Raw genomic sequence first — 15,092 nt, 5'->3', positions numbered from 1 at the left:
TCACAAAAAGCCGCGTCTCATATAAAGTGAAGCGCGGGACATTGATGAAAATATTATATAACAATTCCATAAACGAAAGCAGCCCGAGCCTTCCATAATAAGTGAAAAAATCGAGTGCCCCCTTGAAAGGGGGCACAGGCACTATAATGGCGTCCCAAAGAGGAGTCGAACCTCCGGCCTACTGCTTAGGAGGCAGTCGCTCTATCCTACTGAGCTATTGGGACAAATCCAAGAAATATTTTACCATATATTTCTGCTCATTTCAAGTACTGAATAATAATTTTATATTTTTAACTTAAAAGTCTGTAAAAAACCGTCCGGAACACTTCCGGACGGCTGTTTTACTTTATACTTGAACAGTCTTTTGCATGGGGACAGACGGTGCAACTTCCGCAACAACTCCCCTTTTTATGCTGCTTCACTGTGCTTCTCACTGCAAGTATTACTGCTACTGCAATAAGCAGAACAAGAACGATATCGAATAAATTCATCTACATCACTCCCAATACATTACATAAAAGTCTTACTGCAAGAGCAGCAGTCCATGCAACAGTACACTGGAATATTACCATTGTAAACGCCCATTTCTTGCCGAGCTCACGCTTTACAGCGGCTATTGCAGCCACACAGGGAGTATACAGAAGGCTAAATACCAGCAGAGCCGCGGCTCCACTGAGTGTCAGTGCTGTTCCGACATTTCCGCCGAAGAGGACTTCAAGGGTGGATACAACGCTCTCCTTTGCCATAAAGCCTGTTATCAGAGAGGTGATTATTCTCCAGTCGCCAAGTCCTACAGGGCTGAATACAGGCTCAAGAAGACCTGCTATAGCTGCAAGAATACTTTCCTCTGAGTCCTTCACCATATTAAAACTAAAGCTAAAGTTTTGCAGGAACCATACAACTACAGTTGCTATCAGAATGACTGAAAAGGCTCTCTGCAAAAAATCCTTTGCCTTTTCCCAGAGAAGTTGGATAACATTTTTCAGGCTTGGCATCCTGTAATTCGGGAGCTCCATTACAAAGGGAACCGCTTCTCCGCGGAAGATAGTCTTCCTGTAAAGAAGAGCTGTGACTATACCCGTAAGTATGCCGAATATATAAAGCCCAGCCATTATAAGTCCACCCCGCTTCGGAAAGAAGGCGCTTACAAAGAAGGCATAGATAGGAAGCTTCGCTGTACAGCTTACAAAAGGCGTAAGGAGTATGGTCATCTTTCTGTCGCGCTCGCTGGGGAGGGTCCTCGTTGACATTACCGCAGGAACAGTACAGCCGAATCCAATCAGGAGCGGCACTATGCTTCTGCCTGAAAGGCCTATTTTGCGCAAGAGCTTGTCCATAACAAAGGCAACTCTTGCAATGTAGCCGCTGTCCTCCAACAATGATAGGAAGAAGAAAAGGGTCACTATGACCGGCAGGAAGCTGAGAACGCTTCCTACACCGGCAAATATACCATCAATGACAAGGCTGTGTATGGTATCGTTTATATCCATTTTCACGAGAAAAGTATCCGCAGCCTGTGTGAACTTGTCAACACAGACTTCAAGCAGTCCTTGAAACCATGCGCCTATAACGTTGAAGGTCAGTAAGAAAACAAGAACCATTATTAGGATAAAAGCAGGTATAGCCGTAAACTTTCCAGTCAGTACCCTGTCTATCCTTCGACTCCTGATAGTCTCCTTGCTCTCATGAGGCTTAATTACAGTCTCACCGCATATACGATGTATGAAAGCGAACCTCATATCAGCAATTGCAGCGCTCCTGTCAAGTCCGCGCTCTTTTTCCATCTGACTGATGATATGCTCAAGCATTTCCTTTTCGTTTTCGTCAAGCCTGAGTTGCCCAAGAATAAGACTATCTCCTTCCACTAACTTGCTTGCTGCAAATCTCACGGGTATTCCGGCATCTGCCGCATGGTCATCGATAAGGGCGATTATTCCATGGAGACAGCGATGCACAGCACCATTTTTATGCCGTCCATCACAGAGATCCTGCTGGAGAGGTCTCTCCTGATAATGAGCAATATGTATCGCATGGTCGATAAGTTCGTCAACGCCCTTGTTCTTGGAGGCTGATATAGGTACAACAGGTACTCCGAGGAGCTGCTCCATAGCATTGATATCAACTGAGCCGCCGTTTCCGCTGACTTCATCCATCATATTCAGCGCCACGACCATAGGTATATTCATTTCGAGTAGCTGCATTGTAAGGTAAAGGTTTCGCTCTATATTTGTGGCGTCAACAATGTTTATTATAGCTCTAGGCTTGTTGTTGAGCACGAAATTGCGTGAAACTATCTCCTCACTGCTGTATGGAGACATGGAATAAATTCCTGGAAGGTCGGTGACAAGAGTATTGGGATAGCCCTTTATGGGGCCGTCCTTTCTGTCCACAGTAACGCCGGGAAAGTTTCCTACATGCTGGTTTGAACCGGTCAGGCGGTTAAAAAGTGTTGTCTTTCCGCAGTTTTGATTGCCCACAAGAGCAAATGTAAGCTGTTCGTCGTCTGGAAGCGGATCACCGTCTCCTTTAGCGTGGAAGATACCGCCCTCACCAAGTCCGGGGTGGTGGCTTTTGGACTTTTTCTTTTTCTCCTTTTCGCCTTCCGCTTGCGAGTCGATTCGCTTCACCACTATCCTTTCAGCATCGGCAAGCCTCAGCGTTAGAGAATAGCCGCGTATCTGTAGTTCCATAGGGTCTCCCATTGGAGCGAGCTTTAGCATTTTTACCTCAGCTCCGGGTATAACGCCCATATCAAGAAAATGCTGGCGAAGAGCTCCTTCTCCACCAACTGTTTCTATGACGGCGCACTCACCCGCTTTCAGTTCCCTTAATGTCATATTATTCCTTCTTTCAAAATACTTACCCTATATAATTCTTTCTTTGTTATCATTATATAACGTTTAAATATATAAGTCAATAACAATTTCGTAATGCAAACACGTACAGCATTTATGTTTATTAATTACTTTTTTAAAATTTAACGCTTGACAGCCTGTAAAGCCCTGTGATATAATGATTTACAGTTATTGAATTGCAGTCTGAAACTGAGGGAAGCACGGTGAAAGTCCGTCGCAGCAGTCACTGCCGTAAAGTCGGATCGCTCGTCAGACAATGCAGGCAATTAACGTTTTTGGACAATGAAAAACGTATGCCGTCGACTTCACATTTTTGTGGAGCTGTTTTGCTGCGCTTTTCTGCACCGCGGAAAGGCTTTTTTATTGCCCGTAATATTATTATAAAAGGAGTCGGTATCATGAAAAGATCCATCGCAATGGCATCTGCAATGCTTATTTCCTTATCGTCAGCAGGTATGTATGTATTCGCAGAAGAAAACGAAACGAAGGTATTCGTTACTGTTTCTGACAAAAACAGAGAGCTCGTCCTTGTACAGGAACCTGTAACCGTTACAGACATAGACAGCGACGGCAAGCTCACAATCAACGACGCACTCTATATCGCTCATGATAATAAATTCGAGGGGGGTGCTGCAGCAGGCTACAGATCTGCAACAGGACAGTACGGTCTACAGCTTGAAAAGCTCTGGGGCACTGAGAACAGCCTCAGCTTCGGGTACTATGTAAACGATACTTTTTCCATGGGTCTTACAGACGAGATAAAAAACGGCGATTATATAGAAGCCTTTACCTACCCCGACCCAAGTGACTACAATTATTTTTACTCCTACTTCGACAAGAAGAACGGTGAAGACTCAGAAGCAGATTCAGAGATTGATCTCATACTATCATACGTTTCCTTTGACGAAAATTACGCTCCTGTGAGCAAGAACCTCTCAGGTGCAAAAATAAAGATTAACGGCAAGGAAACAGATGCCATTACTGATGCTGACGGAAAGGCTACTGTAAAACTCACAGAAGCAGGCAGAAACGTGATAAGTGCAGATTCTGACAGTATAAAAATAGCTCCTCCTTCATTCCTCATCAATGTAAACGGCGAAGCAGTCACTACTACCACTGAAACGACAACAACTACTACTGCCACCACTACCGTAACTACTACGTTAAAGGTAACCACAAAGGCTGCCACTACTACAACAGCGAAGAAATCTAATTCGCCCCAGACCGGTGCAAAGGGCTCTGGAGCTGCAATAGCTGGTCTTTTCGCAGCAGCATTCACAGCCTTCGCAATGAGAAGAAGAAATGAGGACTAAGGTACTTCCTGGTATCCTGTGCTCGCTGCTCGTGATAATACTATCGCTGTACCATCCGGTATTTACTGCGGAATGCAGCGATCATACCGTCGGTGAGGTCGATGACCTTATCGGCGGTATAATTGATTATAAGCTCGGACAGGCAGGCGCAGGAAGCATTGAGGAATGGCTAGGCGAAGGCATCGCAGAGGGAGCCGGAACAGTTACTGACTGGTACGCTCTAACCCTCAGCCAGTGCGGATATACAGACCTTTCAGCCTACGAGAGTTCCCTCATTGGCTATCTAGGCAATAATAGTATCACTTCCGCCACTTCACGTGAAAAATATGCTCTTGCACTCTGCGCAGCTGGCAGTAATAACAGCTATATTACTGATATACTTGACAGCTCTATAGGCGGTCAGGGCATGATGAGCTGGATATATGGTCTCCATGTGCTCAACAACGGCTATACCTGTTCGCGCTTCACGGCTGATTCGGTCGTTGATACTATCCTTTCCATGCAGTACAGTGACGGTGGCTGGGCTCTCTTCGGAGACTATGGAGATATCGACGTTACGGCTATGACCGTACAGTCTCTAGCACCGCATTACAGTGAGAACGAATCTGTAGCCATTTCTGTTGAACGTGCTCTGGACTTTCTTTCCCGTAAACAGAAAGAAAACGGTGGCTATGAGAGCTTTGGCACACCGAACCCTGAAAGCACTTCTCAGGTACTCACTGCTCTTTCGGCGCTGGGTATAGACTGCCGCTACGACGAACGCTTCATCAAAAACGGTAACGACCTTATCGACGGGATAGTGCGCTTCCGTCTTAACGACGGCAGCTTCTCCCATACAGAGGGTGGCTCTTTCAACGAGACGGCAACTGTACAGGCTTACTATTCCTTTGTCGCATTCAAGCGTATGACAGAGGGAAAAACTCCCCTGCTCATACTGGACAACCGCAAACCTAATAATATAGAACAACAGCAGACTGAACCAGACAAACAGGAAGTCACGGACAATAATACCACACTTGTTACTACAATAGCAATTTCTGTTAGTAAGGAAAAAAGCACTGAATCAACAGTTGCTGTAACCGCCGGCAATACAGATGCATTCTCTCAGACCTCTGCCACGGGCACTGCAGGTGTTACCTCTTCTATATCTCAAGTATCCACAGCAGCTATACAGACAGCTGCTGCAATACAGGAAAATGTACAGAAAAAGAACGGATACAAGCCCAAAGTTATATTTGTCATAATCGTCTCCGCTGCTGTGCTCAGTCTTATATTGCTTATCATAGGAAAAAGAAGCATAAAGAACTTTATCTTTATCGGTATACTTGCAGGGGCAGGCGTTATCATCGTACTGGTCACGAATATAAGTTCAGCCGGTAACTACTACAGCGGCGAAAAAAAGCAAAAGATAAACGCTGTGGGTACTGTGACAATGGAAATACGCTGCGACACCATAGCAGACAAATCAAACTCTGAGTATATCCCTTCGGATGGCGTAATACTACCGCCTACGGCTTTTGACATTGAAACGGGCGATACTGTCTTTGACATACTTACGGAAGCTGCTCAGACCTACGGAATTCAGGTTGAGAATAAGGGCAGCGCTGGTGGCGCTCACGGAATGGTCTATATTTCTGGAATAAACTATATATATGAATACGATTTCGGCGACCTGTCTGGCTGGGTATACCATGTGAACGGTATAGCTCCATCCAGGGGCTGTGGCGAATACATCCTTTCCGCCGGAGACCGGGTGGAATGGCTGTACACCTGCGAGATAGGTCACGATCTTAATGAGGTATACGAAAAATGAGGAGTTTTTCCGAATACAATCCTATAGTTATAACAGTATGGTTTTTCAGCGTGACAGGAATAGCAATGTTCAGTAGCTATCCACTGATTATGGTAATTTCACTTATCGGCGGAGTGCTTTTTTTCACAGTCAGGAACGGTCTTTCCCACAGCAGGGTACATATTTTTTTCTGGCTTCTGTTTGTGATACTTGCCATTGCAAATCCACTTATATCCCATAACGGAAAAACGGTGCTCTTTGTTATGAATCACAATCCCGTCACACTTGAAGCAGCTCTTTACGGTCTCAATTCCGCGGCAATGATAGTCGGTGTTCTGTACTGGTTCCGTTCATTCACACAGATAATGACCAGTGAGAAGCTCCTATATATTACTGGATCACTCTCTCCTAAACTATCCCTTGTACTCTCTATGGCACTGCGCTTCATACCGCTTTTCAGCAGGCAGTCTGTGAAAACAAATAACACTCAGAAGGCTATGGGACTTTATAAAGACGATAATATAATCGACGATATTAAGGGCAAATCAAGGATATTCTCCATACTTGTCACATGGGCTCTCGAAAATGGCATCATCACAGCCGACAGCATGGAAGCCCGAGGCTACGGAGTACACAGGCGCTCTCAGCTGAAACGGTTCGTTTTCAGGAAGGCTGATATCCTTCTGTTGACAATTTCTCTGCTCTTGGTTTGCATAACAGCTGCCGCTGTGGTAAAAGGTTTCCTGAGCTTTCAGTTCTATCCAACGGTATGTGTTGAATCTCCTGGGATACTCGGCTCGGCAGGGCTTATCTCCTACGCTGTTCTTATACTTCTTCCAATAATCATCGAAACGGAGGCTTGCCTGAAATGGAAATACTTGCGGTCAGGAATCTGACCTTCACATATCCGGAATGCAGCTCTCCGGCTCTAAAAAACATATCTCTTAGCCTAGAACGCGGAGAATTCGCGGTACTCTGCGGTGCTACAGGCAGCGGAAAATCCACTTTACTCCGTATGATTAAGCGTGAGCTCACACCTTTAGGCGAAATGAGTGGAGATATAGTATTCAACGGATCTTCCCTATCCGGGCTTGACAGCAAAGTCTCGGCTTCCGCCATAGGCTTCGTTATGCAGAATCCGGAGCATCAGACGGTCACTGACAAAGTATGGCACGAGCTTGCCTTCGGTCTTGAGAATCTCGGTACTCCTCCTGATGAGATAGCCAGGCGCATTGCAGAAATGGCAAGCTATTTTGGGATCGTTGAATGGTACGACAAGGATACAGCAGAGCTCTCAGGCGGTCAGAAGCAACTCATGAATCTTGCCTCTGTACTTGTTATGCAGCCTAATCTGCTTATACTCGATGAACCGACAGCACAACTCGACCCTATAGCTGCCGCTGACTTCATTGCTACTCTGAAAAGGCTTTGTAATGACTTCTCGCTAACTATACTTATTGCTGAGCACCGACTCGAAGACCTTGTACCATTATGTGATAGGCTTCTTGTAATGGAAAATGGTTCCCTTATCGCAGACGCTCCTCCTGCTGATGTGATAAGTAACCTCAGTGCACGAGACGATATACTGTGCGGTATGCCCGCAGCTTCGCGCTTATATGCGAAGCTCAGCGGCAACGGATGCTGTCCGCTAACAGTCCGCGAAGGTAGGCAGTTCATAGAAAACAGTTACAATAACGATACACGCGGACTTCCACTGACATCTTATGAGCATAATCAAGCCACTGCCCTTGAATTCAATGATGTGTACCTCCGCTATGAAAGAAACGGCAGAGATATACTTTCCGGTCTCAGTCTTAAAGTATACGTGGGAGAGATCTTCTGCATACTTGGAGGCAACGGCTCAGGCAAGACTACTGCACTTTCTGCAGCGGCAGAAATTATAAAGCCATACAGCGGAAATATTAGGGTATTCGAGAAAAAGCTCCGTGACTATAAGAACCGCTCCCTCTACAGAGAGTGCCTTGCTATGCTACCGCAAGACGTACAGACTGTATTCTTGAAAAGCACAGTTCGCGATGAGCTTGATGAATGCGGAGCAGACCTTTCAGAGCTCCCTTACGATATCTCTCATATCCTAAGTAAGCATCCCTACGACCTTTCAGGCGGAGAGCAGCAACTTGCTGCACTTGCAAAAGTACTCGCAGCCAAGCCGAAGCTCCTGCTTCTCGACGAGCCAACGAAGGGACTTGATGCGGCTGCCAAGCAGGATATAATCAGTGTGCTTCATGGTCTAAAAGCAAAAGGCGTGACTATAGTTACAGTGACCCATGACGTTGAGTTCGCCGCAACTTGTTCCGACAGGTGTGCTATGTTCTTCGGAGGAAGGATAGTTTCCACAGGTACACCGACAGATTTCTTCACACAAAGCAGCTTCTACACAACAGCAGTCAGCCGTATGACAAGAGGCTATTACGATAATGCCATTACACTTGAGGACGCAGAGCAACTTTGTCGCCTCAACGGCAGAAAGGAGTAGGCCATGCTCCTTATCAAAAACAAACAGCTCCGTAATACCATAAGGATAGCTGTCCCTTTTGTGCTGATACCGGCAGTTACAATTATTGGAGCCCTTGTGTTCGACGAAAAGAAACACATAATTATCTCCCTTGCAGTTGCGGTATTCGCACTCCTACTCTTTGCGGCAGGCTTTGAGAGGAAGTCCACAGGAACGAGAAGAATGGTAATAGTCGCAGTTATGACAGCTCTCTGCTTTACAGGCAGATTCATACCATTCCTGAAACCTATTGCTGCTCTAACTATAATCACTGCCCTGTATCTTGGCGGAGAAGCTGGCTTCCTTGTGGGAGCTCTTTCTGCTGTGTTATCCAATTTCTACTTCGGACAGGGACCGTGGACTGCATTTCAGATGATGTCATGGGGACTTATCGGACTTTTCGCAGGGGTACTCTCAAAGCCTCTGCTGAAAAGCCAGATACTTCTCCTTCTTTATGGAGCTGCATCAGGAATTGCCTACTCATTTATAATGGATATATGGACTGTCCTCTGGTATAATCAGGGGTTTGATATAAAGCTCTATCTTGCGGCTCTTGTCTCAGCTGTTCCATACACGATATCCTATACAGTGTCAAATGTGTTGTTCCTTTTTCTCCTTGCAAAGCCCTTCGGTGAAAAGCTACAGAGAATAAAAATTAAATATGGCGTCTGATTTATAGACTATAAAAACAATGAATATACACAGCAACTGCTTATAAACTAATCACTAATAACTATTTGACTTTGGAAAGTAACTGTGATATAATGGTAAAGTAAAATTTAAATCCAATGGAGGTCTCTCAAAATGGGAATGTTTGACAAGCTTATAGCAAATCTTAAATCCAGCAAGAAAACTATCGTCTTCACTGAGGGCAGCGATCCTCGTATCCTCTCTGCAGCTGACAGACTTATCAAGGAAAACCTCATGGGCGTTATCCTCTGCGGAAACGTAGACGAGGTCAAAGCTGCTGCAAAGAATGGCGGCTTCAATATTGACGGTGCAGAGATAGTTGATCCTGCAACCTATCCAGAAATGGACGCTCTTGTAGCTCAGATGTTCGAGCTCAGAAAGGGCAAGATGACCGAAGATGAGTGCCGCGCAGCTCTCTCTAAGTCCAATTACTTCGGCACTATGCTCGTTAAGGCAGGAAAGGCTGACGCTCTTCTCGGCGGCGCTACATACTCAACTGCTGACACAGTAAGACCTGCTCTCCAGATCATCAAAACAAAGAAGGGTTCAAACCTTGTAAGCTCTTCATTCATACTTTTCCGTGAGAAGGATGGCAAGGAAGAAAAGATCGCCATGGGCGACTGCGCTATCAACCTCAGCTATGAGGATACTGTAGATAAGGAAGGCAATGTAGTACTCACTGGTGCAAGAAAGCTTGCCGAGGTCGCTGTAGAGACTGCAAAGACAGCTGATTTCTTCGGTATTGATCCTAAGGTTGCTGTACTCAGCTTCTCAACCTACGGTTCAGGTAAGGGCGGCACTGTTCAGCTCAGCCACGATGCTGTTATCGAAGCAAGAAATATCGACCCGAATCTGGTTATCGACGGTGAATTCCAGTTTGACGCAGCTGTATCAGCAGAAGTTGCTAAGACAAAGTGCCCCGACTCAAAGGTTGCTGGACAGGCTAATACCTTCATCTTCCCCCTCATCGAGGCTGGAAACATCGGCTACAAGATTGCTCAGAGACTTGGCGGATACGAGGCTTACGGTCCAATCCTTCAGGGTCTTAACGCTCCTATCAACGACCTTTCAAGAGGCTGCAACGCTGATGAGGTCTACAAAATGGCTATCATCACAGCTGGCATGGCTTAATAAATCCATAATCAATTATAAAAAAACAGGGACTTCAATCAAAGCAGTCCCTGTTTTCGTTTATACGGGGCGTTGTGAACAGCGTCCCTATTTTTGATTTGTCACAATACGACAGATAATCACAGCCAATACAAGCTGCAGCTAACGGCTGATATCCTTAAGCTTAGCAGCAACCTCCTCAACGGAGCATTTGTAGTCGCCGTCACCGCTGCGCATATACGTGCCCGTATATACGCTTCCGCCGATATATATGGGTTCCTCACCCTTTTTCAGCTTTGGTACAGTTATAACTATAATATGCTTTCCGTTAATCTGTCTGATGCTTACATCGTCGTCTGTAAGGATATTCCTGCTGACTTTCCGTTTATCGTTTATTATGTCCCAGAAGTCCTTAACAAGCCACTCGGGATCAGGAAGATCCACAGCATGAAGTGTCTTGTCACTATACTCCTCAACTCCAAGAAGTATTATACCTCCAAGAGTATTTGCAAAAGCGGAATAAGTCTCCCACAGGCTCTGCGGCAGACCGCCAATAGCCTTTTTCGCTTCTATACGATTATTTTCCTTGTATTTTTCAAGGTGCGTAAGGTCTATCATAATCAGCCTGCTTTCATCGCTTATTTGTCTAAAAAATATCCGTCAGCCTTTTATTATCCTTGATGGCAAGCTACTAGGTTTGCTGAAAGCTCAGCACCCTGTTTTGAGAGCATTTCCTCCTCCGACTCGTAGCCGTCTTCAAGATGACACGCATTCAGGAACTCAGCAATCTGTTCCGGAGAGCAGAACATCATCATATCAAGTACAGAAAGATTGGGAACGAACTGACTTCCGAACTGCTGATATGTCACGTCATTAGTATGTACGAACTTCAAAACGAGACCATTCTCTCTGAAAAAGCTCTGATAATACAACTTTGTACCTCCTATTGCATTATAGTACTCCGTTGCTTCTCTTGCCTTGCATATAGCTGCTACATAATGCTCTCTCTTGTACTCGCCATCAAGTTTAATATCCCTTGACTTGAGCTTTATGGGAGTGGTTATGCCTAGCTCTCTTGCAGTAAGCTTTATTGCATTTTCAAGAAAAAGCGATAGACTTTTTCCATTTTCGGTCAGACCGAACTCCAGCACCTCCCTGACATGAGCGGCTACCTTTTCATAATTTGGAGCCTTTGCATATGCGCTCTTCAATGTGCTGAGCATTTTCTCAATCTCAGCTTCGTCGAAGGACGTCTCATGCTCACAAATCAACTTGTTCTGCGACGGTTTGTGAACCGGTATCCTGAAATACTGGCCCTCCCCATTTATGAGAATCTTATTGCGGTTGATAAAACCATTTTTTATGTACTGTACATCATCTGCAATAACATACTCGTCCACTAAATTCATAAGTTGCCAGTATCCTATATAAGGATAAAAATATGGCTGCATAATCCCTAACTTCATCTTCCAAAACCTCTTTTAAACCCAAAATTTGTTTTTTCCTAAGATTTACCATACACAATCACCAAAAAAATAGTCAATATAATTTATATACCGACTTAAATAGAAATAAAAACGTTATACTGTTTTCATCAGTCTAATCAGTAATCCGGTCCGTGTCTCGGATATACTGTTATGCACATTATATGCCTCATAGAATCCCCCCTCTATTAATACATCATACACTTTTTTGCCGATGATCTCAAGTATATACACCTATTATATATCATATATGGGCTTTTGACAATATCAACCACCATAAATTCATAATTTAGAAACAATTTTATACCTATTAGCCGAATAACAGCCTTTTTATTCAGTAAAAAATACAATTCAACTTCAATATTAAAACGATGTATATAGCTTATTTATATTAACTTACTCTGTCTTTCTAAATCAAAATCAACATCATTCCGCAAACAAAAAGCATAAGAAAGTATCATTACATCACTATCACTTTCTTATGCTTTTTCTGTAGTATTAAATATCAGATAATATTTTATTTACCGCTTTAGTATCCATAGATATTCTCTGAACTATTTATGCGCTCAATTCTCTTCAAGCTTTGTAGCCGCACCTATAAACAGCGGTACATTGTTCTTGTCCACTATCATGTACACAAAAGGTCTGTCAAGATAAATCTCTACCTTTTTCTTTTGGGGCATTATACCTGAAGCCTGTGCCATCATAACAGCCGTTACAGCTGCAGCCTTTGTTCCCTTTTCCGTTACCTCAATTCTGGTCTTGTGGAGCACATCATCAATATAGAGATTGGGAGCACCAGCAAATGTTGTGTCGTTTATCTTTGAGAAATCAGCCAATTCCTTATCAAAGGCTGAAGGCATACCTATAGCTGCAAGAACTTTTTTAAGTGACTGACTATAATCATACTTAAACTTTGGGATCATAACATACAGGTCGATAGTGTCGGGATCCTCGTACTCCTTAAGTCCCTCCAGAAGCTTTTCAGCGTCAAGATCCTTTACGTAATCAACGATATTCTTCTCCTTCGGCAGAATACCCACGAAACTGTATTCTCCGTTGAGATAAGGCTTCTTGAAGGCGTCCGCATCGCCGAGGTCGTAATACTCCCTTTCTGCGCTGTTCATCCTCTTTATATTATGCTCTTTTCCGTTGAGGTCCGTGAACTTGCCGTCGTAGGAGTTCTCATAAGGATTCTTCCATTCAGACTCAAAATAAACGGTATTGATGAGCATCATAAGTATTTCCTTCTCCTCGTCTGGAGTAAGAGAGCCCTTTTTCAGCAGACTGGGTATCATGCCCTTTGTGTTCTGATTTACCCAGCTGTTCACGTCGCTGACTGTAGTATCATCAAAGGGAGCCTTATAGATCTGAGCGCCGTAGAACTTCTTGTTGGTTTCAAGGAAATCGTCATATACCTTGAATGTATCCTTATCCTTGAACCAGATTGAATCTGCAAGATATACCTTTGTCTTCTTTTCATCGGGAAGCTTGCTTATATAGTAAGCCATATACTCGTTCAGCTCTTCAAGTGTAAGTCCGCTGCCGAGGAGCTTTTCCATTTCAGCCCTTGTTTTGCCGTCAGCTCCGTTTGCTGTCATGGCAAGAGCAGTTGATATGGAGAGCGGAGAGATAAGGAGATTTTCCTCACCCTCCTTAGTGGGATCAAAGCACTGCTTCAGGAGATCAATGCCAAGCTTCATCTCAGCTGCTGCAAACTTTTCATCTGTAGCTGTTCCCTCTGCCGACTGGATATCGACCTTATTGTCAAGACGGATACTTCCAATCTCGGACACGCCGTTGAATTCCTTGGTCTTTCCCAGCAGATAGTCCTGGACCTGCTGCAGGTCTTCCTCATCTATAACATTATTGTAATTGATATCAGCGTTAAGAAACTGTGCCTCAGTGAGCTTTGCACCTGAAGTTCCGGCAAGCTGCTTTCTGTATGAAATAACGTCAAAGCTGTCCACAACTCCGTCATCGTTTATATCGCCGTAGTAATGAATACTGAGTGACCTGACAGAAGATATGTAATTCATACCGAAAGAGCTATTGTAAGAGCTTCTGTTATTTTCGAGAGCTTCCCTGAGGCTTTCAGCATCTTCCTTGTCGTACCCTACTATTTTAAGCGTAACTACAGTTCCTGTGTCCAGCTGATCATAGAGTTTGCAGCTGTTTTTCCAGTCAGTAACCAATTTTAGATCGTCATCATCCATATCAATGCCCACTGCCTCCGGAGATAAAAGGGACACACTTATGGTATTGTAATAGTCATAAACATCATTGTTTTTGAGGATCATAGTTATTTTCTTGTTGTATCTATCTTCACGCAACCCTGTAATATATACGTCCTTTAATTCCACTTCATATTCGGTATCTCCGTAATACAACTCCGAAGCAACAGCTAATGGCTGCTCATAAAGCGGCAGCGGCGCAGTATTGCCGACCGTGCATACAGTCAGTACAAGACTCATTGCTCCTGAGATTATCTTTGCAATCTTTTTCATTTTTCATTACTCCCTTCGTCATAAGAATTAATATCGAATCAGCTCCTGTAGCGAAGCTTCCGGTACATGATCAATGAATAAATGTCTTCCCTAACATTATATCATACAGCTCACAAAAAGTAAAGAGAATAGTTAACATATTCTGTGTTTTTTAGTTCAAATAGTCAACGGCTTTGTAATTAAGAAAACAAGTACTATTAAGCAAATATTATTTCACGCCTATTTATAAAACTAACGCAAAGTAATGCAGATATATTATCAGATATTTAACATTATCAAAAGCGCTTGATTTCTGGAATTTCCACATCATTTCTTTCGAAATATGAACTATTTGAAAATTTTTTGTGATGTTATATATCTAACCGGAACATTATGCTATAATAATACTGCGTGCTGAATCAGAAGCGTTATAAACTATATGTTAATTTTAAAGGAGGATCCATTAATGAATAAAGGATGGAAAAAAGCGACTGCATTAACCCTCTCTATCTCGATTGCAGCCGTTAATGCAGGAAGCTCATTACAATGCAAAAATACACTTTTTGCAAAAGCAGCTGAGCAGGTAAGCGCCAGTGATACTGATTCAAAAGCAATAACATCAGTCAGCACGGATATTGCAGAATCTGTCAGTGATCAGACAAACACCGCGGTACTTGTTACAGCTGCGCCTCAGGGCGAGGACTTATCTTATTTTGACGAAGAGACAGCTACTCTTCACCTCAAGGGTCTTGTAAGGAACAATATCAAATACTCTGACTCAGGCTTAGCTTTGCCGGAAAGCGTTGAGCCCGAGGCTGTCAAGCACCTTGTTGCTGACGAAGGAACT

Annotated in this window: 12 protein-coding genes, 1 tRNA gene and 1 riboswitch; of the genes, 7 read left to right on the top strand and 6 right to left on the bottom strand. The window is 43.9% G+C overall.

All coding sequences use genetic code 11. The features are described 5' to 3' along the window. Positions 1 to 147: 147 nt before the first annotated feature. The 3 genes from J6U00_RS05400 to feoB form a co-directional block, all read right to left on the bottom strand. Positions 148 to 224, bottom strand: a tRNA-Arg gene (locus tag J6U00_RS05400). A 117-nt stretch (positions 225 to 341) separates the two neighbouring features. Next, positions 342 to 491, bottom strand: a complete 150-nt coding sequence (locus J6U00_RS05395; protein WP_296579940.1) for a FeoB-associated Cys-rich membrane protein — start codon at positions 489 to 491, stop codon at positions 342 to 344. Beyond that, entirely contained in the window at positions 492 to 2,837 is a 2,346-nt protein-coding gene (gene feoB / locus J6U00_RS05390) for a ferrous iron transport protein B (RefSeq protein WP_296579939.1), read from the bottom strand. It lies immediately after the preceding gene. A gap of 198 nt (positions 2,838 to 3,035) precedes the next feature. Continuing rightward, positions 3,036 to 3,145: riboswitch (adenosylcobalamin-variant (AdoCbl-variant) riboswitch) on the top strand. Between the two features lie 108 nt (positions 3,146 to 3,253). Here feoB and J6U00_RS05385 point away from each other — a divergent pair. From J6U00_RS05385 to pta, 6 genes are all read left to right on the top strand, one after another. Further along, positions 3,254 to 4,168: a hypothetical protein gene (locus tag J6U00_RS05385; RefSeq protein ID WP_296579937.1), complete on the top strand. Its 915-nt coding sequence runs from the start codon at positions 3,254 to 3,256 to the stop codon at positions 4,166 to 4,168. After that, complete coding sequence (locus tag J6U00_RS05380) at positions 4,158 to 5,981, top strand: DUF4430 domain-containing protein (protein WP_296579935.1); 1,824 nt, start codon at positions 4,158 to 4,160, stop codon at positions 5,979 to 5,981. The genes J6U00_RS05385 and J6U00_RS05380 overlap by 11 nt, the downstream gene beginning before the upstream one ends. Continuing rightward, a complete protein-coding gene (locus tag J6U00_RS05375; protein WP_296579933.1) occupies positions 5,978 to 6,856 on the top strand; it encodes an energy-coupling factor transporter transmembrane component T in 879 nt (292 codons plus the stop codon). Before J6U00_RS05380 ends, J6U00_RS05375 begins: the two co-directional genes overlap by 4 nt. Then, on the top strand, positions 6,829 to 8,457 hold the full coding sequence (locus J6U00_RS05370; RefSeq protein ID WP_296579931.1) for an ABC transporter ATP-binding protein: 1,629 nt from the start codon (positions 6,829 to 6,831) through the stop codon (positions 8,455 to 8,457). The genes J6U00_RS05375 and J6U00_RS05370 overlap by 28 nt, the downstream gene beginning before the upstream one ends. A 3-nt stretch (positions 8,458 to 8,460) precedes the next feature. Beyond that, positions 8,461 to 9,147: an ECF transporter S component gene (locus J6U00_RS05365; RefSeq protein WP_296579929.1), complete on the top strand. Its 687-nt coding sequence runs from the start codon at positions 8,461 to 8,463 to the stop codon at positions 9,145 to 9,147. A gap of 132 nt (positions 9,148 to 9,279) precedes the next feature. Continuing rightward, positions 9,280 to 10,296 (top strand): phosphate acetyltransferase, encoded by a 1,017-nt coding sequence (pta, locus tag J6U00_RS05360; RefSeq protein ID WP_296579927.1) that lies wholly within the window; start codon positions 9,280 to 9,282, stop codon positions 10,294 to 10,296. A gap of 141 nt (positions 10,297 to 10,437) precedes the next feature. Here the strand turns inward: pta and J6U00_RS05355 are convergent, their stop codons facing one another. The 3 genes from J6U00_RS05355 to J6U00_RS05345 form a co-directional block, all read right to left on the bottom strand. Beyond that, the gene (locus J6U00_RS05355; protein ID WP_296579924.1) at positions 10,438 to 10,893 is read right to left on the bottom strand and encodes an ATP-binding protein; all 456 of its coding nucleotides are present in this window, start codon (positions 10,891 to 10,893) and stop codon (positions 10,438 to 10,440) included. A gap of 53 nt (positions 10,894 to 10,946) precedes the next feature. Then, positions 10,947 to 11,741, bottom strand: coding sequence for a WbqC family protein (locus J6U00_RS05350; protein WP_296579922.1), 795 nt, complete (start codon positions 11,739 to 11,741; stop codon positions 10,947 to 10,949). Positions 11,742 to 12,325: 584 nt separating this feature from the next. Then, positions 12,326 to 14,266 (bottom strand): serpin family protein, encoded by a 1,941-nt coding sequence (locus tag J6U00_RS05345; protein WP_296579921.1) that lies wholly within the window; start codon positions 14,264 to 14,266, stop codon positions 12,326 to 12,328. Positions 14,267 to 14,711: 445 nt separating this feature from the next. Here J6U00_RS05345 and J6U00_RS05340 point away from each other — a divergent pair. Beyond that, a partial coding sequence (locus J6U00_RS05340) for a hypothetical protein (protein WP_296579918.1) occupies positions 14,712 to 15,092 on the top strand: 381 nt, incomplete at its 3' end.

The organism is Ruminococcus sp., assembly GCF_017650195.1.
Classification (GTDB): domain Bacteria; phylum Bacillota; class Clostridia; order Oscillospirales; family Ruminococcaceae; genus Ruminococcus.
This window is presented reverse-complemented; position numbering and strand designations above follow the sequence as displayed.